This window comes from Streptomyces sp. NPDC058525 (assembly GCF_042719495.1).
Classification (GTDB): Bacteria; Actinomycetota; Actinomycetes; order Streptomycetales; family Streptomycetaceae; genus Streptomyces.
Genome location: NZ_JBHXNP010000069.1, coordinates 1 through 22,316, shown reverse-complemented (window position 1 = coordinate 22,316; position 22,316 = coordinate 1). Strand labels below are relative to the sequence as shown.

Annotated in this window: 18 protein-coding genes and 1 pseudogene; 9 read left to right on the top strand and 10 right to left on the bottom strand. The window is 74.8% G+C overall.

Features of this window, described 5'->3' with window-relative positions:
• Positions 1–51 precede the first annotated feature (51 nt).
• The gene (locus ACFWP3_RS27845; RefSeq protein WP_384226296.1) at positions 52–1,182 is read left to right on the top strand and encodes an MFS transporter; all 1,131 of its coding nucleotides are present in this window, start codon (positions 52–54) and stop codon (positions 1,180–1,182) included.
• On the top strand, positions 1,179–2,288 hold the full coding sequence (locus tag ACFWP3_RS27840; protein ID WP_384226230.1) for a sugar ABC transporter permease: 1,110 nt from the start codon (positions 1,179–1,181) through the stop codon (positions 2,286–2,288). Before ACFWP3_RS27845 ends, ACFWP3_RS27840 begins: the two co-directional genes overlap by 4 nt.
• On the opposite strand, the gene ACFWP3_RS27835 is transcribed toward ACFWP3_RS27840, so the two are convergent.
• Positions 2,275–3,477, bottom strand: a complete 1,203-nt coding sequence (locus ACFWP3_RS27835; protein WP_384226227.1) for an acyl-CoA dehydrogenase family protein — start codon at positions 3,475–3,477, stop codon at positions 2,275–2,277. The two genes, ACFWP3_RS27840 and ACFWP3_RS27835, sit on opposite strands and share 14 nt — an antisense overlap.
• 148 nt (positions 3,478–3,625) lie before the next feature.
• Between ACFWP3_RS27835 and ACFWP3_RS27830 the strand changes: the two genes are divergently transcribed.
• Both ACFWP3_RS27830 and ACFWP3_RS27825 read left to right on the top strand, forming a co-directional pair.
• Positions 3,626–5,443, top strand: a complete 1,818-nt coding sequence (locus ACFWP3_RS27830; RefSeq protein WP_384226225.1) for a CoA transferase — start codon at positions 3,626–3,628, stop codon at positions 5,441–5,443.
• Positions 5,440–7,137, top strand: coding sequence for a class I adenylate-forming enzyme family protein (locus ACFWP3_RS27825; RefSeq protein ID WP_384226223.1), 1,698 nt, complete (start codon positions 5,440–5,442; stop codon positions 7,135–7,137). The genes ACFWP3_RS27830 and ACFWP3_RS27825 overlap by 4 nt, the downstream gene beginning before the upstream one ends.
• Before the next feature lie 84 nt (positions 7,138–7,221).
• Here ACFWP3_RS27825 and ACFWP3_RS27820 read toward each other — a convergent pair whose 3' ends face one another.
• From ACFWP3_RS27820 to ACFWP3_RS27785, 8 genes are all read right to left on the bottom strand, one after another.
• Positions 7,222–8,025: a metal ABC transporter solute-binding protein, Zn/Mn family gene (locus tag ACFWP3_RS27820; RefSeq protein WP_384226221.1), complete on the bottom strand. Its 804-nt coding sequence runs from the start codon at positions 8,023–8,025 to the stop codon at positions 7,222–7,224.
• Positions 7,983–8,849, bottom strand: a complete 867-nt coding sequence (locus tag ACFWP3_RS27815; protein ID WP_384226218.1) for a metal ABC transporter permease — start codon at positions 8,847–8,849, stop codon at positions 7,983–7,985. The genes ACFWP3_RS27820 and ACFWP3_RS27815 overlap by 43 nt, the downstream gene beginning before the upstream one ends.
• A complete protein-coding gene (locus ACFWP3_RS27810; protein WP_384226217.1) occupies positions 8,846–9,481 on the bottom strand; it encodes an ATP-binding cassette domain-containing protein in 636 nt (211 codons plus the stop codon). The genes ACFWP3_RS27815 and ACFWP3_RS27810 overlap by 4 nt, the downstream gene beginning before the upstream one ends.
• 132 nt (positions 9,482–9,613) lie before the next feature.
• Complete coding sequence (locus ACFWP3_RS27805; RefSeq protein WP_384226214.1) at positions 9,614–10,636, bottom strand: pyridoxal-phosphate dependent enzyme; 1,023 nt, start codon at positions 10,634–10,636, stop codon at positions 9,614–9,616.
• A gap of 59 nt (positions 10,637–10,695) precedes the next feature.
• The gene (locus tag ACFWP3_RS27800; RefSeq protein WP_384226212.1) at positions 10,696–11,601 is read right to left on the bottom strand and encodes a Rossmann-like domain-containing protein; all 906 of its coding nucleotides are present in this window, start codon (positions 11,599–11,601) and stop codon (positions 10,696–10,698) included.
• Positions 11,602–11,613: 12 nt separating this feature from the next.
• Positions 11,614–12,405: an ABC transporter ATP-binding protein gene (locus ACFWP3_RS27795; protein WP_384226210.1), complete on the bottom strand. Its 792-nt coding sequence runs from the start codon at positions 12,403–12,405 to the stop codon at positions 11,614–11,616.
• Positions 12,402–13,538: a FecCD family ABC transporter permease gene (locus tag ACFWP3_RS27790; protein ID WP_384226208.1), complete on the bottom strand. Its 1,137-nt coding sequence runs from the start codon at positions 13,536–13,538 to the stop codon at positions 12,402–12,404. Before ACFWP3_RS27790 ends, ACFWP3_RS27795 begins: the two co-directional genes overlap by 4 nt.
• Positions 13,528–14,550, bottom strand: coding sequence for an ABC transporter substrate-binding protein (locus tag ACFWP3_RS27785; protein ID WP_384226205.1), 1,023 nt, complete (start codon positions 14,548–14,550; stop codon positions 13,528–13,530). Before ACFWP3_RS27785 ends, ACFWP3_RS27790 begins: the two co-directional genes overlap by 11 nt.
• Before the next feature lie 319 nt (positions 14,551–14,869).
• Between ACFWP3_RS27785 and ACFWP3_RS27780 the strand changes: the two genes are divergently transcribed.
• From ACFWP3_RS27780 to ACFWP3_RS27765, 4 genes and pseudogenes are all read left to right on the top strand, one after another.
• The gene (locus ACFWP3_RS27780) at positions 14,870–16,069 is read left to right on the top strand and encodes an MFS transporter (protein ID WP_384226294.1); all 1,200 of its coding nucleotides are present in this window, start codon (positions 14,870–14,872) and stop codon (positions 16,067–16,069) included.
• A 145-nt stretch (positions 16,070–16,214) separates the two neighbouring features.
• The gene (locus ACFWP3_RS27775; RefSeq protein WP_384226202.1) at positions 16,215–17,012 is read left to right on the top strand and encodes a crotonase/enoyl-CoA hydratase family protein; all 798 of its coding nucleotides are present in this window, start codon (positions 16,215–16,217) and stop codon (positions 17,010–17,012) included.
• Between the two features lie 126 nt (positions 17,013–17,138).
• A pseudogene (locus ACFWP3_RS27770) lies at positions 17,139–17,735 on the top strand (FAD-dependent monooxygenase); the annotation flags it as partial.
• A 118-nt stretch (positions 17,736–17,853) separates the two neighbouring features.
• On the top strand, positions 17,854–18,183 hold the full coding sequence (locus ACFWP3_RS27765; RefSeq protein ID WP_384226292.1) for a hypothetical protein: 330 nt from the start codon (positions 17,854–17,856) through the stop codon (positions 18,181–18,183).
• 16 nt (positions 18,184–18,199) lie between these two features.
• On the opposite strand, the gene ACFWP3_RS27760 is transcribed toward ACFWP3_RS27765, so the two are convergent.
• Positions 18,200–19,798 carry an oleate hydratase gene (locus tag ACFWP3_RS27760; protein WP_384226290.1) on the bottom strand — a complete coding sequence of 533 codons (1,599 nt, stop codon included), beginning with the start codon at positions 19,796–19,798 and terminating at the stop codon, positions 18,200–18,202.
• Between the two features lie 328 nt (positions 19,799–20,126).
• On the opposite strand from ACFWP3_RS27760, the gene ACFWP3_RS27755 reads away from it, so the two are divergent.
• The gene (locus ACFWP3_RS27755; RefSeq protein WP_384226200.1) at positions 20,127–22,193 is read left to right on the top strand and encodes a SpoIIE family protein phosphatase; all 2,067 of its coding nucleotides are present in this window, start codon (positions 20,127–20,129) and stop codon (positions 22,191–22,193) included.
• The last annotated feature ends 123 nt before the right edge of the window (positions 22,194–22,316 follow it).

Sequence of the window (22,316 nt, the reverse complement as noted above, 5' to 3'; positions counted from 1 at the left end):
CGTGCGCGGGACGGGGACCCCCGGAGCCTGACCGCGCTGCTCACCTGCGCCATGGCCTTCTCCATGCTGCAGTTGTTCCTGCTCGGCGCCCTGGGGCCGCGCCTGGTGGCGGAACTGGGCATCTCGCCTACTCTGTTGGGGCTGACGACCACGGTCGGCTTCGGTACGGCCGCCGCGCTGTCCCCGGCCGGCGGCCGGATGGTGGACCGCATCGGGCCCCGGCGTTCGATGGTCCTCCTGCTCGTCACGTCCGCCGTGGCGCTCGCCCTGATCGGTGCCGCCCCCGGCGCAGGCCTGCTGCTGGGCGCCGTCGCCCTGGGCGGAATACCGCAGGCCCTGGCCAACCCCGCCACCAACAAGGCGATCCTGGCGACGGTGCCGCCCGCCCGGCGGGGCGCGGTCACGGGCCTCAAGCAGTCCGGGGTGCAACTGGGCGCGTTCGCGGCCGGGTTGCCGCTCGCCGCCCTCGCGGGCGGTCTCGGCTGGCGGGGCGCCGTGTGGACCGCCTCCGGTGCGGCGCTCCTCGCCGGAGCCTGGGCGCTGTTCGCGCTGCCGGCCGATCCGCCCGCGCCGCGGAGCCCGCTCGGCCGTACGCCGTTCGTCCCGCGCGGGATGGTGGCCTGGCTGGCGGGCTTCTCGCTGTTCCTGGGGGCCGGCATCGCCTCCGTCAACACCTACCTCGCCCTGTACGGGGTGCAGAGCCTGGGGATGGGCCCCACCGTCGCCGGCGCACTGGTCGCCGTACTCGGCGTCGCGGGGATCGCCGGCCGGGTCGGGTGGTCGAAAGCGGCCCGGCCGGGGCGGGCAGAGTGGCTGCCGGGCCTGCTGGCCTGCGGCGCCGTGGGCGCCGCGGCCCTGCTGGCGGCGGCGCTGCTCGCGGGCCCACTGGTGTGGGCCGGCGCCGTCGCGGTCGGGGTGTTCGCCGTATCCGGCAACGCCGTCTCGATGGTGCTGGTCATGCAGCGGGCGGCCCCCGGGCGGGCCGGACAGGACTCGGCGCTCGTCGCCGCCGGGTTCTTCGCCGGATTCGCGGTGGGCCCGCCCCTGTTCGGCCTGCTCGCGCAGAGCGGGAGGTACGGCTCGGGCTGGTCGCTGGTGGCGGTGGAGTTCGCCGCGGCGGGAGCCGTCGCGTTCCTCTGGGCCGTACGAGACCGCCGTACGGGGACGGCGAAGGCGGCGTGAGCGGCGCGAGGGCCGACGACCGGGCCGGCCGCGCGCTGGCGGCCGTCCTCGACCGGGTGACGGTGACCGAGGCCGAGGTGGGATCCCGCTTCCCGCTGTACGCCGACCCGCGGGACGGGCGGTGGACGACGACCGGCCGCGGCTCGTGGACCGGCGGCTTCTGGGCCGGTCTCCTGTGGCTGCGCGCCCGCCGCACCGGCGGCGAAGCGGACCGGCGGGCCGCAGCGGAGTGGACGGCACGGCTCGCACCGTGGACGGAAGCCGACACCGCCACCCGCGGCCTGATCCTCTGGTACGGGACGGCCCTCGCCCTGGGCGACGAGGCGGCCGGGGCCGAAGCGCTCCGGGCGCGGGCGGGCCGGGCCTGCGCGGAGGCCTACGACCCGCGGGCGGGCCTGGTGCCCTGGGGCGACGCGCTCGGCGGCCCGCGCCTGCTGGCCCGCGCGGACGCCGTACCGGGGCTGGTGCCGCTGCTGGCCTGCGCCGGACCCGAGGGGGCCGCCGTGGCGGCGGCCCATCTGCACCGGCACCTCGACCTCTGCCTCGGACCGGAAGGCGCCGCGCACCCCGGGAGGCCGCGGCCCGCCTGGCGGTTCGACCCGGAGACGGGATGGCACCCCTGCGAGGACCCGGCACCGGGCTGGAGCCGCGGCGAGGCGTGGCTGCTGCTGGCCGTGGCCGACGCACTGCTGCGCCCGGAGGTCGCCGGCCACCGGCCGCGGCGGCTCGCCGACGCGGCCGGGCACCTGCTGGAGCGGGCCGGAGCCCTGACGGGACCGCTGGTCCCGCCCCACGAGGCGTCCCGGCCGCGGGGGCCCGTCGACACCTCGGCCGCGGCCATCACCGCCGTCGCGCTGCTCAAACTGTCGCTCGTGCCGGGGCCGCGCGCCGCGGCGTGCGCGGACCGGGCCGCGGCGGTCCTGGACCGCCTGGCCGGGGCCCACCTCACCGCACCGGGCGGCGGACGCCCGGCGGGCATGCTGCTGGACGGCTGCTATGACGCGGCCAAGGGCCTGGCCGTACGCCACGAACTGGTCTGGGGAGACTTCTTCCTGGCCCTCGGGCTGGCCGCCCTCGGCGGCCTGGCCGACCTCAGGCGCGTGTAGCGGGCCCGTAGCCGCGCAGCACCCGGCGGGCCACCGAGGTGATGTGCAGCTCGTCCGGGCCGTCGAGGATGCGGGCCGCCCGCCCGCCCCGGAACAGCGACGGGAGCGCGGTGTCCGGGCCGAGGCCGGCGGCGCCGTGCACCTGGATGGCGCTGTCCGTGACCTGCTGGAGCATCCGGGCGGCGGCGACCTTGGCCAGGCCCACCTCGGTACGGGCGTCCCGTCCGGCCGCGATCAGCGCGACCGCCTCGTGGACCAGCGGCCGGGTGGTGCGCAGCGCGAGCAGTGCGTCGAAGACGTGCTGCTGGACCAGCTGGTGGCCGGCCAGCGGCCCGCGCGACCCGCTGCGGCCGGCGGCGCGTTCACACATGAGGTCGAAGGCGCGCTGGGCCTGGCCGAGCCAGCGCAGGCACCGCAGGGTGCGGCCGAGCGCGAGCCGTTCGCCCGCGATGGCCAGGGCGTCGCCCCCTGCGCCGAGGAGGTGGTCGGCGGGCACCCAAACCCGGTCGAGTTCGATCTCGTACTGGCCGGCCGCCCCGAGCACGGGCAGTTCCCGTACGACGCGGAAGCCGGGGGAGCCGGTCGGCACGAGCAGGAGCGACAGCCCGTCCCGGTCGCCGGGGGACCCGCCGGTACGGGCCATGACGGTGACGAGGTCGGCGCCCGCGGCGCCGGAGGTGAACCACTTGCGGCCGCTGACGCACCAGCCGCCGTCCGCCCGGACCTCGGCCCGGCTGCCCGTCAGGAACGGGTCGGTGCCCGGCACGTCCGGTTCGGTCATCGCGTAACAGGTCCGCAGCCCGCCCGCGACCAGCCGCTCCAGGTACTCCCCGCGCACCCGGGCGCTGCCGTGACGGGCCAGCATGGTGACGTCGAGCAGCGGGGCGGAGCCCAGCGCGGCCGGGCCGTGGTCGCTGGCGCCCTCGGCCTCCGCCAGCCGCGCGTACGCGGGGAAGGACAGCCCGCCGCCACCCAGCTCCGCGGGGAGCGGCAGCGCCCACAGCCCCGCGTCGCGCGCCTCCCCCCGCAGCTCCGTCAGGGCGGCGGCCGCCGCCGGCCCGCCCGCGTCCAGCACCGCCTCGTACGGGATCACCCGCGTACGCACGAACCGCTCGACGCGCACCCTCAACTCGTCGGTGCGCGCGTCGGGTTGTGCCGCCCCGCCGTCCGCGGTGCCTGAATCCGCCACTGCGTCCTCCTCATGCCCATTCCCGGGAACCCGTGGGAACGGCTGTCCGACTCCCTGTCCGAGGAACTGGTCGGGTGCGCACCCTCCCCGGTTCCCGCGATCCGTTCGACCTGGGCGACGGCCACCGCCGCGCCGGGAGAGGAGAGGCATGGCGTCCCCCGCGACCACGCAGACGATCCGGCCGCTCGACACACTGCTCTGTGAGACCTCGGGGGCCGGGAGCGGCCCCCCGCAGATCACCGGCATCGTCGCCGGACACCTGCGGCTGCTCGGCGCCCGCACCCACGGGCCCGCCCCGGCGGACCCCTCCGGCCGCATCACCCTGTCCGGAGGCGGCTTCGAGCCCGCCCACGCCACCGCCGCCTGGTCGGACCCCGGCAGCGGGCTCGTCGACGAGGCGACGGTGCAGGCCGCCACCGGGATCATGGCGGTCCACGGCCGGCGCGACGGCCGTCCGCGCGCGCTGGCCGCCGACTACGCGGCCACGGCCACCGCCGTCCTCACCGTCCAGGGGCTCCTCGCGGGCCTGGTCGGCCAGGCCCGCGGAACCGGGCCCTCCCAGGTCGCCACCAGTGCCGCCCGGGCCGGGCTGCTCGCCGTGTCCCAGTACCTCGCAGCGGCCGGGGCCGACGAGGGAGAGGCCGCCGAACTCGCCCCGGGCGGACCGCCCTTCACCTCGGCCGAGGGGGTCCTGTTCGAGCTGGAGACCCTCGACCCGGGAGCCTGGGCGGCGTTCTGGCGGGCCCTGGAGGCGCCCGCCGCCTCGGTACGCGACGGGTGGCGGCCCTTCCAGTTCCGCTACGCCACCGCCTGCGCGCCCCTCCCCGAAGCCCTCCACACCATCACCCGCTCCCATCCCCTCGCCCGGATCCGCCGGGCCGCGGTGCTCTCGGGCGCCGAGGTGTGCGTCCTGCGCACCCTCGCCGAACGCGCCGGCGAGGCCGACGGGGCCGCCCCCTGGTCCCTGCGGCCACTGGGAGCAGGCACGGGCGGGGCTGCTCCCAGTGGTCCGCCGGGCACCAGACCCGCAGGGCCCGGCCCTTCTCCCGCCCGGCCGCTGGCCGGGCTGACGGTGCTGGAGGCCGGCCGCCGCATCCAGGCCCCGCTGGCCGCACACCTGCTCGGCCTGCTGGGCGCCGAGGTCATCCGGATCGAGCCGCCGGGCGGCGACCCCCTGCGCGGCATGCCGCCCGCCTGCTCGGGGGTCTCCGCGCGCTGGCTCGCCCTCAACCGGGGCAAGAAGGCCGTCGAAATAGACATCAAATCCGGCGCCGACCGGCGGCGGCTGCGGGAGATGGCCGCGGAGGCCGATGTGTTCCTGCACAACTGGGCCCCCGGCAAGGCCGCCGAACTCGGGCTCGACGCCGAGGACCTCGCGCCCGTCAACCCCGCCCTCGTCTACGCCTACACCAGCGGCTGGGCCGACCGGCTCGCGGACGCCCCCATGGGGACCGACTTCATGGTGCAGGCCCGCACGGGCGTGGGCGAGGCCGTCCGCCCCCGGGGCGAGGCCCCGGCCCCCTCGCTGATGACCCTGCTCGACGTGCTCGGGGGCCTGCACGGCGCCGAAGCAGTGCTCGCGGGACTGCTGCTCAGGGAACGCACCGGCCTCGGCGTACGGGTGGACTCCTCCCTCCTCGGTGCGGCCGACACCCTGACCGCCCCCGCCCTGCGCAGGGCCGCACGCGGACAGGACCCCCGGCGGCGCGCCGGATTCCGGCACCCGCTGCCGGCCGCCGACGGCTGGATCGCCCCTGCCGACGAGGCGGCCGTCGCCGCGGCCGCGTACGACCTGCGCCACCTCTCCACGGCCGACGCGGTGGCCCGGCTGCGCGCCCGCGGACTCGACGCCACCGCCGTCACCACCGACCTCGCCGACCTGCACCACGACGCCCGTTTCGCCGGCTCGATCAGCCGTGACGCGCACGGCGCCCCCGCCGTTCCCGACCCCTGGAGCTTCGTATGACCGCGAACAGGCCCGTCCTGCACGACCTGCTGCCCGTCGAACTCCGCCGCTCCTGGGTGGTCGACGGCACCTGCCCCGACCTCGACCTCTACAGCCTCTTCCGGGCCCGTCAGATCGCCGACCTGCACGCCACCGCCGTCCTCGACGCCAAGGGCAAGCTCTGCTACACCGCCCTCGACCGCAAGGTGCGATGTCTGGCCACCGGGCTCAGAAACCTCGGCATAGCCGAAGGCGACGTGGTCGGCGTCCAACTCCCCGACAACCGCAACGCCGTCATCGCCGACCTGGCCCTGGCCGCCCTCGGCGCCATCGCCCTGCCCTACCCCGCCGGCCGCGGCACCCTCGAGGCCGAGAGCCTGCTGCGCCGCGCCGGCGCCGTCGCCGTCATCGCGGCGATCCGGCACCGCGACCTCGACCACGCCGCCGCACTGCACGCACTCGCGAGCGAACTGCCCGGCCTGCGCCACGTCATCGCCGTGGGCCCCGGCACCGCTCCGGAGGGCACGGTCCCCTGGCCGGAACTCATGCGCAGCGACCCCAGCGGTTTCGTGCCCGCCCGCCCCGACCCCGACAGCGCGGCCCGGATCCTCGTCTCCTCGGGCTCGGAGGCCGAGCCCAAGATGGTCGCCTACTCGCACAACGCGCTGGCCGGCGGCCGCGGGAACTTCCTCGCCTCCCTCATCCCCGACGGGACCCCGCCGCGCTGCCTCTTCCTCGTCCCGCTCGCCTCCGCCTTCGGCTCCAACGGCACCGCCGTCACCCTCGCCCGGCACGGCGGAGCCCTCGTCCTGCTCGACCGCTTCCACCCCGAGGCCGCCATCGCCGCGGTCCGTGAGCATGCGCCGACCCACATCCTCGGCGTGCCCACCATGGTCCGCATGATGCTCGAGCGGCTGGACGCGACGGCCGAGCAACTGCCCGCGCCCACCGCGCTGGTCCTCGGCGGAGCCCCGCTCGACGAAACCACCGCGGCCGCCGCCGCCAAGGCCTTCGGCTGCCCGGTGGTCAACCTCTACGGATCGGCCGACGGCGTCAACTGCCATACGGGACTGGCCCATACGGTCCCCCCGACCGACGGCTCGGGCGTGGTGGCCGGCCACCCGGACCCCAGGGTCGCCGAGATCCGCATCGCCGACCCCGACACCCACGCCCCGCTGCCCGACGGCGACATCGGGGAGATCATCTCGCGCGGCCCCATGACACCCCTGTGCTACGTGGGCGCCCCCGAGCTGGACGCCCGCTACCGCACGCCCGACGGCTGGGTCCGTACCGGAGACCTCGGCTACCTCGACACCGACCGCGTCCTGCACGTCGTCGGACGGCTGAAGGACATCGTCATCCGCGGCGGCGCCAACATCAGCCCGGCCGAAGTCGAACGCGAACTCCGCTCGCACCCGCACGTCCGGGACGTGGTGTGCGTCGGCGTCCCCGATCGGCTGATGGGGGAGCGGCTGGCGGCGTGCGTGGTGCCGAAGGGCGGGCAGGCCCCGACGCCGGCCTCCCTCGGCGACCACCTGACCGCGCGGGGGCTGGAGCAGGGCAAGCACCCCGAACGGCTCCTCGTACTGGACGAAGTACCCCTCACCGCGGCGGGCAAGCCGGACCGGGCGGCCCTGCGGGCACGCCTGGCCGAAAGCCTCCCGCAGCCACGGCTCGGCCTACCGGAGGCGGAGCCCCTCGCCCAGGCCGGCTGACCGCCGGGGCGGGCACGGACATGCGACGCGGCCCGGGACGGTCCACCAGGACCGTCCCGGGCCGCGCCGGCGGGGACTCGCGGATCAGGAGCCGCCCATGGCCTTCTTCAGCTCGGCCGCCGCCTTGCGGTACACCGCCAGCAGATCCAGGTCCTCGCCCGGGTAGTTCACGATTCCGACCTGCTTGGCGCCCGCATCGGGCAGCACCGTCCCGGTCGACATGTGCGCGTTGTCCAGTACCAGCGACGGCTTCTTGGCGGAGAGTGCGGCCAGCTGCGCCGGGGTCACCGCCTCCGGGCCGTAGGTGCCCACCGTGGTGGCGCCGGCGAGCTTCGCGGACCAGGCCGTGAAGACCTGGGTGACCACGGAGGGGCTCGTGCCGTCCGGCCAGGCGGCCTGGAGCTCCTTGTTCAGCTTCCCGTACTCCGCGTCGAAGCCGGACTTCCACTGCGTCGCGGCGTCCGTCGTGCCGAAGAGCGCCGCCAGCTTGTCGACTTCGGCCTTGGCCTTGTCGGGGTCGTTGTCGAGGTTCACCTCGACCAGCTTCGCCTTCGAACCGGCGGCCTCCTTGATCTTCGCGGCGTACGGTTCGAAGGGCGCGTACAGCACGAAGTCCGCCTTGGCGACGGCGGCGAGGTCGGAGGGCTTGGGGTCGTAGTCGGGGGCGTGGTGGACCGACTGCGGGACGATCACCTTGACGTCCTCGGCTCCGGCGGCCTTGGCGAAGGCACCCTCCCAGGTGGTGGTGACCACCACCACCGGCTTGCCCGCCCGCGGCGGCGCGCCGTCCGCCGCGGGCGTGGGGGTGTCGTTGCCGCAGCCGGTGACCAGGGCGAGTGCCGCGCTCAGTGCGAGGAGGGAAGTGATACGGACGCGGGTGCGCGCCATGAGCTGATTCTCCGTTCGGGGATGGCGTGGACGGCGAGGACGAGCGCCCCGGCCGTCAGGACGAGTACGGGGCCGGGCGGCCAGTCCAGCCACAGGGCCAGCAGGAAGCCCGTCGCGTTGACGGCCACCCCGATGCCGACCGCCCACAGGGTGATCGACTTCAGCGAGCTGCCCAGTCGGCGTGCGGCGAGGGCGGGGAGCAGGGTCAGGGCGTCCACGAGCAGCGCCCCGGTGAGCTTGATCGCGCCCGCGACGGCGATCGCGACGAGCACCAGCAGGGCCGCGGTCAGGGCGCGTACGGGGACGCCGGAGCACTCGGCGAGCTCACGGTCGTGCAGGAGCAGGCCGATGTCGCGGCGCCGCCACCAGAACAGGCCCGGTACGACCGCGGCCAGCACCCCGAGCACGACGAGGTCGGGCGTGCCGACGGACAGGATCGATCCCCACAGCAGGGCGAAGGCGCCGGAGGCGTTGACCCCGGACACGGCGAGCACCAGCAGCGCGGCGGCGATCGCGAGGCTCATCAGCAGGCCCATCGCCCCCGACAGGCCGTCCGGGGTGCGGGCGAGCGGTGCGACCCCCGCTCCGGCCAGGGCGCAGGCGACGAGCGCGCACAGCATCGGGTCGAGACCGGTGAGCAGGCCGATCGCGATGCCGAGCAGGGCGACGTGCATCATCGCGAACCGGACCGGCATGATGTCGAGCCCGACGATGACCACCCCGATGACGGGCAGTCCGACCGCGGCGAGCAGCAGCGCGAGGGCGGCCCGCTGGACGGGCAGCAGCTGGAGGAGGGCGCCGAGGTCGGCGGTGGCGAGGGTCACCGGACCTCCCGCAGCCGGCCCGCGGCCATCTCCAGCACACGGTCGCAGCGCTCCGCCAGGGCCCGGTCGTGGGTGACGACGACCAGGGTCACCGGCAGCGAGGTGAGGACGTCCGCGGCCTCCGCCTGACCGTCGAAGTCCAGCGCGGCGGTGGGCTCGTCGGCCAGCAGCACCTGGGCCCCGGCGCCGACGCAGCCGATCGCCCGGGCCAGGTACATGCGCTGCAACTGGCCGCCGGAGAGGGTGTGCAGGGGCCGCTCGGTCAGGGCCCCCACCCCCAGCCGGGCGGCGGCCTGGGCCGCGTCCTCGGGTGCGGCGCTGCTCGCGAGCAGTTCGGCCCCCAGCAGGGGGAAGCGGCCGGCCGCGGGCTTCTGCGGGATCCAGGCGCAGGCCCGGCGCCGCCAGGCCCACGCGGCGGGCGAGCCGGTGTCCCGGCCGCCGACCGTGATGGAGCCCGTCACCTGGCGGTGCAGGCCGAGGACCGCACGCAGCAGGGTGGTCTTGCCCGAGCCGTTGGTGCCGGTCAGCGCCACGCGCTCACCGGCGGCGATCTCCAGACTCACGTCGCTGACGGCTTCCACCCGGCCGTGCCGGCAGGCGACTTCCGTCATGCGCACATCCAGCCCGCCCATCCCACGCCTCTCCGCTGCTCCCGGCCGAGTGGAGTACGGGTTTCCGCCTCCCACACGGCAGTAGTCGGACGGCGTGCGACGCCGGTTCCCGGCAACCACCGCCGGGTTCGGCGGACGGGCGGGCGCCGTCCGTCACACGAGGGATCCCACGCGGCCGTGCGCGGGGGAGGGCGCGCGGTTCCACCGCATCCGGGACCAGGGCAGGGCGAGTTCGGCCTGGTCGACCACCGGGTGCGGGGCCAGGTCCGCCAGCCGGGCGACCTGGCCGTGGCGGGCGTAGACGGTGTCCACGTAGCGGTGGCCGGTGTCGGGGGCGATGAACAGGACGGTCCGCCCGGGGCTGCGGTCGCGCTCCCAGCGGGCCGCGAGGTAGCCGGCCCCGGTGGAGAGCCCGGCGAACAGGGCGTGCCGGCGCAGCAGGTCGATGCTGCCGGCGCGTGCCGCGTCGAAGGAGATCCAGTGCAGGACGTCGTACAGCTCGTGCGCGACGTTCCCGAACGGGATGGAGCTGCCGATCCCGGCGATGATGATCTCGGGGTCGGAGACGTGCTCGGCGCCGAAGGTGACGCTGCCGTACGGCTGTACGCCGACGAGTTCGACGCCGGGGTCCTCCTCGCGCAGGTACCGGGCCAGGGATCCGGTCGAGGCGCCCGTCCCGACGCCGCCGACGATGGTCAGGGCCTCGGTGCCGGTCGCGCGCCGGATGCGCTCGGCGATGGAGCGGTAGCCGAGGTAGTGGATGTCGTCGTGGTACTGGCGCATCCAGTGGTAGTCGGGGTGTTCGGCGAGGATCTCGCGGACGCGTTCGACCCGGCGCTTCTGGTCGAGCTTGAGGTCGCTGCACGGCTCCATCTGCTCCAGCGTCGCCCCGAGTCCGGCGAGCTGGGCGCGCAGGGTGCGGTCGACGGTGGTCGAGCCGACGATGTGGCACCGCATTCCGTAGCGGTGGCAGGCCAGGGCGAGGGCGTGGGCGTAGATGCCGCTGGAGCTGTCCAGCAGGGTGTCGCCGCGCCGGACGGTTCCGGTGTCGAGCAGGTGGCGGACCGCCGCGAGCGCGGAGACCACCTTCATGGTCTCGAAGCGGAGGCAGACGAGCCGGTCGTCGAGGCGTATCAGGTCGGGGCGGCCGACCGACTCCGCGAAGTGCTGGTCCATGCGGGAGTTCCTTGTCGTGGAGGACGTGACGGACGTGGAGGGCGTCTGGGGCCCGGAGGTCAGGCGCCGGGCGTGGCGCGGTAGCGGTACAGCCGTGTGGGGTCGGCGCTGAACTGCGAGAAGGGGAAGGGCTCCGCCGAGAGCGCGCTCACGCCCGCCCCGAGGAAGGCGCGGGCCACGGCGCTGCCGCTCTGCGCGTACACCACCAGCGGGATCCCCCGGGACCGGCAGCGGTCCAGGACCGTGTCGAACGAGCCGTTGCTCAGGGTCATTCCGGTGGCGACGACGGCCTCCGCCTCGTCGAGGACCTGGTGCATGTCGGCGGTGACCGGGTCTCCCCACTGGGTGGTCTTCAGGTTGAAGTCGCAGGGCAGGGGTACGCCGCCGCGCTCGCGGATCGCGGCCACCAGCGGGTTGACGACGCCGATGAGGCCGACCTTCGCACCCGCGCGGATGTCGAGCAGCCCCGCGATGGCCGCGTCACGGGCCGCCGCGCGCACTTCCGGGGTCCCGGCCGGCAGGACGAGCGCCTCGGCTTCCCCGGCGTCCACGGCCCGTACGTGCGGGCGGGCTTCGGCGAGGTAGGCGTCGAGCGCCGCCATGCGCAGGGGGCGGGGTGCCTCGCGCAGCAGGACGTCGAGCGGGCTGCCGGAGGCTTCGCGGCAGACGGCCGGGTCGAGCTCGCCCGCTTCGAAGGCACAGCCGCCGAAGGAGCCGCCGAGGCGGACCAGGACGTACTGGTTGAGGTAGGTGGTGTCGCCGCCGGCCAGGCGGGTGCCGTGGTGGATCCAGAACACGCTCGTCGCGACGAGTGCGGAGGGCAGCGGGCCGTGCTCACCGGCGAGCACGGCCGCCGTCAGCGCGTCCACGGTCGGGACGGATGCGAGGGACGAGGCCGGTGAGGTCGGTGAGGTGGACGTGGCGGGTGAGGTGGACGAGGCGGGCGCGGTGGAGGTGCGGGTCATCGGAGGTCCTTGTCAGAGGGCGAGCGGGGTGGAGGGGGAGCGGGTGCGGCGGCGGTAGGCGACCGTGCGGTTGCCGAGGGCGTCGGTGGCGAGTTCGGCGTCGACCTCGAAGACCTCGGCGAGCCGCTCGGCGGTCAGGACGGCCTCGGGGCTGCCGGAGGCGACCAGCCGCCCGTGGTGCATCAGCACCAGCCGGTCGCAGTACCGGGCTGCCAGCGACAGGTCGTGCAGCGCCACCAGGACGGTCTGATCGGTGCCGGCCAGCAGCTCCAGCAGCTCCAACTGGTGTTTCACGTCGAGGTGGTTGGTGGGCTCGTCCAGCAGCAGGCCGTACGGCTGCTGGGCCAGCGCCCGGGCGATGTGGGCGCGCTGGCGCTCACCCCCCGACAGGGCCCGCCAGGAGCGGCCGGCCAGTGCGGTGAGCCCGACGCGGTCCAGCGCGGCGGCGACGACGGCCCGGTCGGCCGCGTCCGGTCCGCGCCAGCGGTCCCGGAAGGGGGTACGCCCCAGGCCGACGATGTCCGCGACGCTCAGATCGCTGTCGGAGCCCGAGTCCTGCTCCACGAAGGCGATGTGGCGGGCGATGCGCCGGGCGCTCCACCGCCGTACGCACGCGCCGTCGTACCGCACGGTGCCCGCGTCCGGGGCGCGCAGGCCCGCGAGGCAGCGCAGCAGGGAGGACTTGCCCGACCCGTTGGGCCCGAGGAGCCCGACGGTCTCGCCCGGGGCGATGTCCAGGTCGACGGCGCGCACCACGGGTGTGCCCGCCACGGACCAGCTCAGCCGTTCGGCCGTGATCCTCACAGCTCACCCCTCTTGCGCAGGACCAGCAGGAACAGCGGGACGCCGAGCAGCGCGGTGATGACGCCGACGGGCAGCTCGCGCGGCGCGAAGGCGACCCGCGCCAGCGCGTCCGTCCACACCAGGAACACCGCGCCCGCCAGCGCCGCGTACGGGAGCAGCACCCGGTGCAGCGGCCCGATCAGGAACCGCACCCCGTGGGGCACGATCAGCCCGACGAACCCGATGGCGCCGACGGTCGCGACGGCCACCGAGGTCAGCACGGCCGTCACCACGAGCAGCAGCAGCCGGGTGCGCCGTACGCCGATCCCCAGGGAGGCGGCGGTGTCGGCGCCGAACGCGAGCCCGTCGAGGGCGCCCGAGCACAGCCAGGCGGCCGCCAGCCCGAGGGGCGTGACGATCGCGCAGACGAGGACCGCGTCCCAGCGGGCGGGCGCCATCGAGCCCAGCAGCCAGTGGGTGACGGCCCGGGTGGTGTCGGCGTCGGCCGAGGCCATCAGGGTCAGCGAGGTCAGCGCGGTGAAGAGCTGGCCCACGACCACGCCCGTCAGCACGATGCGCACCGAGTCCAGGCCGGTCCGGCGCAGCAGCAGGAGGAGCAGGCCGAAGGAGAGCAGCGCGCCGACCAGAGCGCCGCCGGTGACCCCGACCACGCCGGCGCCCACGCCGAGGACCACGACGGCCACGGCGCCCGTCGAGGCCCCGGAGGACACGCCGAGGAGGTAGGGGTCGGCCAGCGCGTTGCGGGTGACGGCCTGGAGCACCGTGCCGCACACCGCGAGCGAGGCGCCGACCAGGGCGGCCATCAGCACCCGTGGCATCCGCAGGTCCCAGACGAGCGAGTCCACCAGCGGCGGCAGCGGTTCGACGGCCAGGCCGAGCCGGCTGCCGAACACCGCGCCGAGGTCGGCCCACCCCACGTCGGCGGTGCCGATGCGCACGGCCCACGCCATGGAGACGGCCAGCGCCGCCGCCGCGGCGAGGAACAGGCCCGCCCGGGCGGGCGCGGACCGGCCGGCGGGGAGTACGGGCGACGGTACTGCGGCTGCCGCGGTGGCCGGTGGTGCCGGGCTGCGGCGGGCCGCCGGGTGCAGCAGGTCCACCGGTCCCGGGCGGGAGGCCGGGTCAGCGGGCATGGCCGAGGTCCCGCATGCCCGTGGCGAGCAGCTCCAGCGCGTGCACGGACCGTACGGACGGGTCGAGTTCGATGCCCGGCACCTCGATGATCTTGTTTCCGCGCACGGCGTCGAGCTTGGAGATCACCGGGTGCCGGCCCATCACCTCGCGCTTCTCGGCGGCGCTGTCGCCCGGCCGGCCGCGCTCGGAGAGGTCGCCGATGACGATGAAGTCGGGGTCGCGCTTGGCGACTTCCTCCCAGGAGACCTCCGGCCAGTCCTCGTTCACGTCGTCGAAGGCGTTCCTGGCGCCGACGATCCGGCTCATCTCGCTGGGCAGGCCCGTCTTGCCGGCCACGTACGGCATGCCGTTGAAGACGGAGTAGAGGTAGACGACGGTCGGCTGGTCCTTGACCTGGGCGGCCGTCTCCCCGGCCTTGGCGACCGCGGCGCGCTGCGCGGCGGCGAGTGCGGTGGCGGCCTCGTCGGCGCCGAAGGCCCTGCCCAGGTTCTCGTAGTCGGCGAAGAGCAGGTCGAAGGCCGTCTTCCCGGGCTCGTTCTGCTGCGGGCAGTCGACGGCGCTGACGAAGGTGGGGACCTTCAGGGCCTCCAGTTCCTCGCGGGTGCCGGCCCGGTCCTTGGTGTAGAGGTCGCCGGAGCCGGCGACGACGAAGTCGGGGGTGGCGGAGCGCAGTTGCTCGCTGGTGGCGATCTTCGGAGCGATGACGGGGACCTTGGCGTAGGCGTCCTGGTACTTCGCCGGGATCTTGGTCTTGAGGTTGGCCGTTCCGGCCATGCGCTCCTGGAGTCCGAGCTCCAGCAGGATCTCGGTCGAGGCCTGGTCCAGGGCCACGGCGCGTCGGGGTGCCCGGTCGAAGGCGAGCTGCCGGCCGCAGCTGGTGAGGGTCGTCGCCTTGGCCGGGGCGGTGGCCGCGGCCTTGCGGTCCGGGGCGGAGCGGTCGGCGGCGGCCGAGCACCCGGCGGTCGCGAGGACGACGGTGAGGGCGATACCGAGGCGGGCGGGATGACGCATGGGTTCTCCGGTCTGAGAAGAGCGTGGTGCTGGTCGCGGGGCAGGAGTGCCGCGTGCCAGACAGTACCGTAATGGTTATCATGTTCAATAACTACTCCGGGGGTGGCGCTTTTCCGCCCGGCCGCCGCCGCGCCGTTCGGCGGCGCCGGCCGCAACGGCGCCGAACGCGCGGCGCGTTGGCGCCCCGCCCGCCACCCGGCCCGTCCGACCGTGAACAAGACCGTGAACAAGGGAGCAACACCCCGTGGCGACTCCATCCACGCCCGCCCCGGCCCCGGCCGAGGCCGATCCGACCGATCCGCCCCCCGCGCCGTCCGTCCTGCGCGATGTCGCGTTCCTCCGCCTTTGGGCCGGAACTACCGCCTCCGGCCTGGCGACCTGGGCGCTGCCCTTCGTCCTCGGCCTGGCCGTGCTGCACCGCGAGCTCGGCCCCGCCGCACTCGGCCTCGTCCTCGCCGCCCGCACCGCCGGCTTCCTCGCCGCCGTCGCCGTCGGCGGTGTGCTCGCCGACCGCCACTCCCGCCGGGCGGTCGTCCTCTGGTCGGCCCTGGCGGCCGCCGCGGCCGCCCCGCTCCTCGCCGCCGGACTCGGCCGCTCCGTCCTGCTCATGACCTGCGCCGCGGCCCTGGCCGGCGCCGGCCAGGGCGCCTGCCGCCCCGCCTTCCAGGCACTCACCGCCGAGGTCGTGGCCCCGGAGCGCAGGCAGCAGGCCAACGCCGCCATGACCCTGGCCGTCCGCAGCTCCACCCTGGCCGGACCGGCACTGACCGCCCTGCTCGCGGCCTTCCTGGACGTGTGGACCCTGCTGCTCGGCATCGGCCTGCTCTGGCTGGTCGCCGCTCTCGTACCGGGCCGCGGCGGCGCCACCCCCGCCGCCGCTCCGGAACCCGCCCGACGGGCCTCGTTCCGCGCGGAGTTCGTGGACGGCATACGCGAGGCCCGCCGGCACCCCTGGTTCCTCGCGGGCCTCGCCGCGCTCACCGCGGTCATCGCGCTGGGCTACTCCGCCACCAGCGTCGCCCTGCCGCTGATCAGCCGGGACCGCTACGGCACGGAATGGGTGCTGGCCGCCGCCGTGACCGCGTACACCCTCGGCGCCCTCGGCGGCGCCCTCGTCATCGCCCGCTGGCGGCCCCGCGCCCAGGGCTGGGCCGCGTTCGCCGGCCTCGCCGCGTACGGCTTCGCACCGCTGAGCCTCATGCTGCCGCTGCACCCGGCCGCGGTGATCGCCTCGTACGCCGTCGCCGGCATCGGGATCGAACTGTTCAACGTGCCCTGGTTCACGGCCACCCAGCGCGAGGTCGCCCCGGACAAGCTCGCCCGCGTCTCCTCGCTGGACTTCCTGGTCTCCTACGGTCTGGCCCCGCTCGGACTGGCCCTCATCGCCCCGGCCATCTCCGCCTTCGGCGTCACCCCGGTCCTCGCCGTGTGCGCCGCGGTCTGCTTCGCCGTCCCGGCGGCCGCGGCCCTGGTGCCGACCGCCCGCCACTTCGCCCGTCCCCCCGCGGCGGCCGACTGACCGGCGCGCCCCGGCCGTTCTGGGCTTGGGGCGAGCGGGCGCGTGCGGCGCGGCAGGGCTCGGCGGCGGCCGGTCCCGGCCACCGCCGAGCCCGCGGATGATCGACGTGTTCCGCCGGACCGGCCCGGCAGGAGACACTCGCCCCATGGCATCCGAGTACGACGTGACCTCCGAGCCCGTACGGGTCAGCCGTAGCGGCGCGGTGACGACCATCAGCCTGAACCGGCCGCACGTCCGCAACGCGGTGGACCTGACCACCGCCACCGCGCTGGCCGACGCGTTCCGTGCCTTCGACGCCGACCCGGAAGCGGCCGTGGCCGTGCTCCACGGCGAGGGCGGCACCTTCTGCGCGGGCGCCGACCTGAAGGCCATCAGCGAGGGCAACGGAAACCGGGTCGCCGCGGACGGAGACGGCCCCATGGGCGTCTCCCGGATGCGGCTCTCCAAGCCCGTCATCGCCGCGATCAGCGGACACGCCGTGGCCGGGGGCCTGGAACTGGCCCTCTGGGCGGACCTCCGAGTGGCCGACGAGACCGCGGTGTTCGGAGTGTTCTGCCGCCGCTGGGGCGTGCCCCTGATCGACGGCGGCACGGTCCGGCTGCCCCGGCTGATCGGCACGAGTCGGGCGATGGACATGATCCTCACCGGCCGGGCGGTCGATGCCGCCGAGGCCCTCCACATCGGCCTCGCCCACCGCGTGGTCCCGGCCGGCCAGGCGCTGGCTGCGGCCCGGGAACTCGCCGGACAGCTGGCGGAGTTCCCGCAGACCTGTATGCGCCACGACCGCATGTCGGTGCTCGAACAGGAAGGCCTCGACGAACCCGCCGCCCTCGCCGTCGAGTTCGGCCACGGCACGGTCTCCCTCGCCGCCGACGCCGTGACCGGGGCCGCCCGCTTCGCCGCCGGATCCGGCCGCCACGGCCTCGCCGCCGGCCCCGCCTGACCGCAGGGCAGCGTGCGGACGGCGCGCCGGGACCGCTCATCGGGGGAGGCGGCCGGTTCGCCTGCCTAGGGTGGACACCGGAGCCATCGGCGCCGGCAGGCCCGAGGTGAGCACGAGGAGTCCGACATGCCCGAAGCAGGCGCAGCCGCCGAAGACGTGGAGGTGCTGATCGTCGGCGGTGGGCCGGTCGGGCTCACCGCCCGGGTGCTGCTGGAACGGTGGGGCGTACGGACGCTGCTCGTCGAGAAGCACCGCGAGCTGTCCCCCTTCCCCCGGTCCCGGCTGGTCAACACCCGCTCCATGGAGATCTACCGCCTGCTGGGCCTCGCCGACGCCATCACGGCCGGTGCCTTCGCCCCGGAGTTCGGCCGCGTCCGCTTCCGCGACACCCTGCACGACGGCGACTTCGCCACCGCGGAGATGGTGGGCGTCCACGCGCCGATCCCCGAAAGCCCCGCGACCGGGGTGGTGACCTCGCAGGACCGGCTGGAGCCCGTCCTGCTCGGCGCGGCCGACGCCCCCACGCGGTTCGGCGTCGAGCTCGTCGACCTGGCGGAAGAACCCGGCGGCGTCGTGGCCGTGCTCGCCGACCGCCGGAGCGGCGTCGAGACCAGCGTCCGCGCCCGCTACGTACTCGCCGCCGACGGCGCCAACTCCACCGTCCGGCAACGGCTCGGCATCGACACCAGCGGCCCCGGGGCGATGACCGGCTTCACCACCGTCGTCTTCGACGCCGATCTCAGCCGCTGGCGCGCGCGGCAGCCCGCCGGGGTGTACTTCACCGCGCACGGAGCGTTCGCCCCGCTCTACCCCGAAGGCGACCGCGGAACCGGGCCACCGCATGCCCCACCTCTGGCTCGCACCCGGCCGCTCCACGCTCGACGCCTTCGGCACGTGGTTCACGCTGGTCACCGCGGATCCCGCCCACTGGGAGCGGCGGGCCGCCGGACCGTGGCCCCTGCACGTCGAGCCCCTCACCGGCGAGCAGGCCGGGCGGTACGGCCTCTCCCCGCGGGGAGCCCTGCTCGTCCGGCCCGACGGATACATCGGCGCCCGCTGGACCGGCCGCCCGCCGGGAGACCCGGCCCTGCGGGACGCGCTCGCCGCCGTCACGGGCTCGGCACCTCCACCGCCCCCGGCCACTCCGGCGACTCCGGGGACCGGGGCCTGACGCCGGACCGGCCCGGTCAGCGCCGGTGCAGGGTTTCCAGGGCCTCGACGAGGATGCGCGGGTCGTGCCCGCCCTTGTAGACGGCCGGGGGCTTCTTGTCGAGGTGGAGCAGCCGGGACACCGCGGTCCAGGCGGTGCGTACGGAGTACTCGACGGTGAAGACCACGTCGTCGGGGACCTCGGCGTACTGGCCGATGAACGCGAGGTTGGTGGAGCCCGCGGGGACGACCTGAGGGCGGTCGCCCGCCTTGCGGACCAGGAACTGGCTGGTGATGTACGGCATCATCGCGGGGATCACGACGGATCCGTCCAGGATCCGCTGCCGCTCGGCGAAGGGCAGGTGCCGGAGCACCTCGTCGAGGATCTCGCGGCCCGTGCACGCGGACATGGGCTTGCCGACGAAGTCGCCCTGCCGGTCGGGGAACAGGGCGTAGCCCCACCATACGAAGGTGTCCTCGGGCTGCTCGCGGAAGTGCGGCTGGTGGTTCAGCACGATGGTCAGCAGCCAGCTGGACTGCTTGAAGGTGATCAGGCCGCCCTTGCCCGCCTCGCTGCCGCTGAACTCCTCCATCAGTTTGAAGAAGAGCGGGTCCTTGGTGGTGACCGTGAAGGACTCCCAGGTCGAGTCCTTCACCGAGGAGTTGAACACGTTCGGATCGCCCAGTCCGGCTCCGGGCCGCTTCGCGGCCAGGGTCTCCCACAGCTGCCAGGCCCCGCTGGAGGAGGTGGTGTCCAGGGCCGGGGCGGTGTCGGTGGAGCCCAGGGTGGAGTTCGCGGTCATCGAGCCGTTGGTCACCAGCACCAGGTCGTCCGGACCGACGGCCGTCTCGCCGGCGGCCCTGCCGTGCTCGGTCGTCCCCGTCTTCCCGGTGCGCTCCCAGACCAGGGCCTCCACCGTCAGCCCGTCGCCGTCGGCCAGCCGCAGATCGGTCACGCGCGTGCCCAGCTCGACCGTGACGCCCTGGGCGGTGAGCCAGGCCAGCAGCGGGCGCACGATCGAGTCGAACTGGTTGAACCGGGTGCGGTAGATCCCCGACATGGTGTCGAAGGTCTTGAACAGGTGGACGAAGCGGTTCAGGTAGCGGCGGAACTCGATCGCGCTGTGCCAGGGCTCGAAGGCGAAGGTGGTGCACCACATCGCCCAGAAGTTGGTGCTGAAGAACTCCTCGTGGAACAGGTCCGAGATGCGCTTGCCGTCCAGCAGCGCCTCGGGAGTGGCCACGCACTTCACGAGTTGCAGGCGGTCGCGCTCGGTGAAGGTCATCGAGTGCGCGTCGATGATGTTCCCGTGCCCGTCGACCAGGCGGGCCCGGTCGTCCCAGGCGAAGTCCTCGTGGAAGGCGAAGGTGTCCTGGGTGACGGAGGTGGCCGGGTCGTCCAGTGAGGGGATGGAGGACAGCAGGTCGTAGGTGCAGTCGAAGTGGATCTCGAACATGCGGCCGCCGCGCATGGTGTACCCGGTCTCGGGTGAACCCGCCGCGTCCAGGCTCCCCCCCTCGCGGTCCTGCTCCTCCAGGATCACGATGTCGCGTCCGGCGAACCCGCCGTCGCGGATCAGGAACGCCGCCGCCGCGAGCGATGCGATCCCACTGCCCACCAGATAAGCCTTGGCCACAGCCATCCCTCGTTCCCTGGGCTGAAAACAACCCTTCACGGGTCCCCTGAACCGCTCGGCCCGACACCGGGAAGGGCCCCGGATCCCCGGTTCGGACCAGCCCGACGGCCCCGTGACCCTCGGTGACGGCATACGGGCAGTGCGTGGGCGCGGCCGACCGGGGAGGCGGTGGCACGCCGACCGGCAGACGATGGAACCGCGACCGCGGAACGCAGGGCCGGAACGCAGAGCCGGAACGCAAGGCCGGAACGCAGAGCCGGAACGCAAGGCCGGAACGCAGGGCCGGAACGCAGGGCAAGGAGACCGCGGCGTTGGATGCGGGTGCCAGATGAACGAGCACAACGCGGTCGACGAGCTGATCAGCAGCGCCGCACAGGCCGCCGGCGGATGGCTGGGCGCGCTGCCGGTGGCGGTCGTGGCCACCAGCGCCGACGGGACGATCGTGCGCTGGAACCAGCTGGCTCAGGAACTGCTGGGCCACGCCCCGCAGCAGATGCTGGGCCGCAACATCGCGGACCTGCTCCACCCGGGAGCCGACCGCAGCCTGGGCCGGTCCCTGTGGGAGGCCGCGGCCATGGGGCGGGGCGTCATGGGCACGGTGACCGCCTGGCACCGCGACGGGCACCCGCTCGAGGTGGAGATCTGGGCCGCTCCGGTGTCCGACCGCCAGCACGGCGCGGCCACGGTGCTGGTCTTCGCCGCGGACGCCCACGCGGCACGGCGCATCCGGGGTTCGTCGGCGGTGTGGGACGGCCTGTTCGCCCGCTCCCCGGTCGGCATCGCCATCCTCGATACACAACTGAGGTTCCTCCAGGTCAACGCTGCTCTCGAGGCCATGAACGGGCTGCCGGAATCGGCGCACGTGGGCCGCCGGCTGGCCCAGATCCTGCCGGAGGTGAACGCCCAGGAGATGGAGGACGCCATGCGGCAGGTCCTGGAGACCGGGCGCCCCGTCCTGGACCGCCGCCGGGTCGGACGGACACCGTCCGAACCGGACCACGACCGGGTGTGGTCGTGTTCCTACGTCCGGGTGGAGGACCCGGCCCGCATGCCGATCGGAGTCATCGCCTCGCTCGTCGACATCACCGAGCAGCAGCGCGACCACGTGGAAGCCGAAGCGGGACGGCGCCGGCTGGCCATGCTCAGCGAGGCCAGCATGCGGGTCGGATCCAGCCTGGATCTGGAGCGCACCGCTCAGGAACTCGCCGATCTCGCCGTGCCGCGCCTGGCCGACGCCGTCACCGTGGACGTCCTTGACGCACTGGCACAGGGCGACGACCCCGGCATGGGCCTGACCGGCGGGGTCGCCCTGCGACGGCTGGGCAAGGCTCCGCTGTCCGGATCCCGGGTGACCGACATCCTCGACCCCCTCGGCCGCACCCTCACCTTCCCCGCGGCCGCCCCCTACAGCCAGTCCCTCGCGGCCCGGCAGCCCTACCTCATCGCCCGCCTCGACGAGCAGGCCGACGCCCCCGCCGCCCGGCACGCGCCGCAACCCGCCCACCTGGTCTCCGTGGGCGTGCACTCCTTCATCATGGCGCCGCTGGTGGCAAGGGAGTCGGTGCTCGGCGTCGCCACCTTCTACCGCACCCGCCCGATCGGGCCCTTCGGCTCCGAAGACGTCACCCTCGCCGGTGAGCTCACGGCCCGCGCCGCCCTCAGCATCGACAACGCCCGGCTCTACCAACGCGAGCACGAGACCGCGGTGATCCTCCAGCGCAGCATGCTCCCGCAGCACATCACCCCGCCCCCGGGCATCGCCGTGGCCCACCGGTACCTGCCCGCGAGCGACGTCAACGAGGTCGGCGGGGACTGGTACGACGTGCTGTCCCTGGCCGGCGGCAAGGCGGGGCTGCTCATCGGCGACGTCATGGGCCACGGCATCGCCGCCGCCGCGGTCATGGGCCGGCTGTCCGCCTCCGTACGGGCCCTCGCCCGCCTCGACCTCCCGCCCGTCAGCCTGCTGCACCAGCTGGAATCCACCCTCGCCGATCTGGCCGAACCGATGCTGGCCTCCTTCCTGTACCTCGTCTGCGACCCGGCCACCGGGCACTGCACCGTCACCCGGGCCGGACACCCGCCGCCCGCCCTCGCGCTCCCCGACGGCACGGTCCGCCTCCTGGACACCCCGCCCGGTGTCCCCCTGGGCGTCGGGGGAGTCGCCTTCACCCCGACCGACATCGAGGTGCCGCCGGGCAGCCTCCTCGTGCTCTACACCGACGGCCTGATCGAGGCCCGCGGCCGCGACATCGACGAACGGCTGGCCGAGCTGACACAGTTGCTCGCCGACCCCCAGCGCCAGCTGGACCACGTGTGCGACTCCCTGATCACCCACCTCGTCCCGGCGGCGGCCGACGACGACATCGCACTCCTGGTCGCGCGCGTCGGCGGCTAGGTCGTCTCTTTCGGATCTTGCCTGACCCGCGCCGTCTGGCACCGCGCCTCGCCGCGTTGTCGGGGCGCCCAAGTACGTCCAGTACTCGGGCGCCCCTCCGCCTTGCGATGCACGGCGCCAGAC

What these genes read in the sequence shown, in the direction of transcription:
- ACFWP3_RS27845 (WP_384226296.1), top strand. Translation starts at nt 52, where the DNA reads ATGGCCTTCTCCATGCTGCAGTTGTTCCTGCTCGGCGCCCTGGGGCCG.
- ACFWP3_RS27830 (WP_384226225.1), top strand. Translation starts at nt 3,626, where the DNA reads ATGGCGTCCCCCGCGACCACGCAGACGATCCGGCCGCTCGACACACTG.
- ACFWP3_RS27825 (WP_384226223.1), top strand. Translation starts at nt 5,440, where the DNA reads ATGACCGCGAACAGGCCCGTCCTGCACGACCTGCTGCCCGTCGAACTC.
- ACFWP3_RS27820 (WP_384226221.1), bottom strand. Translation starts at nt 8,025, where the DNA reads ATGGCGCGCACCCGCGTCCGTATCACTTCCCTCCTCGCACTGAGCGCG.
- ACFWP3_RS27810 (WP_384226217.1), bottom strand. Translation starts at nt 9,481, where the DNA reads ATGGGCGGGCTGGATGTGCGCATGACGGAAGTCGCCTGCCGGCACGGC.
- ACFWP3_RS27805 (WP_384226214.1), bottom strand. Translation starts at nt 10,636, where the DNA reads ATGGACCAGCACTTCGCGGAGTCGGTCGGCCGCCCCGACCTGATACGC.
- ACFWP3_RS27800 (WP_384226212.1), bottom strand. Translation starts at nt 11,601, where the DNA reads ATGACCCGCACCTCCACCGCGCCCGCCTCGTCCACCTCACCCGCCACG.
- ACFWP3_RS27790 (WP_384226208.1), bottom strand. Translation starts at nt 13,538, where the DNA reads ATGCCCGCTGACCCGGCCTCCCGCCCGGGACCGGTGGACCTGCTGCAC.
- ACFWP3_RS27785 (WP_384226205.1), bottom strand. Translation starts at nt 14,550, where the DNA reads ATGCGTCATCCCGCCCGCCTCGGTATCGCCCTCACCGTCGTCCTCGCG.
- ACFWP3_RS27775 (WP_384226202.1), top strand. Translation starts at nt 16,215, where the DNA reads ATGGCATCCGAGTACGACGTGACCTCCGAGCCCGTACGGGTCAGCCGT.
- ACFWP3_RS27765 (WP_384226292.1), top strand. Translation starts at nt 17,854, where the DNA reads ATGCCCCACCTCTGGCTCGCACCCGGCCGCTCCACGCTCGACGCCTTC.
- ACFWP3_RS27755 (WP_384226200.1), top strand. Translation starts at nt 20,127, where the DNA reads ATGAACGAGCACAACGCGGTCGACGAGCTGATCAGCAGCGCCGCACAG.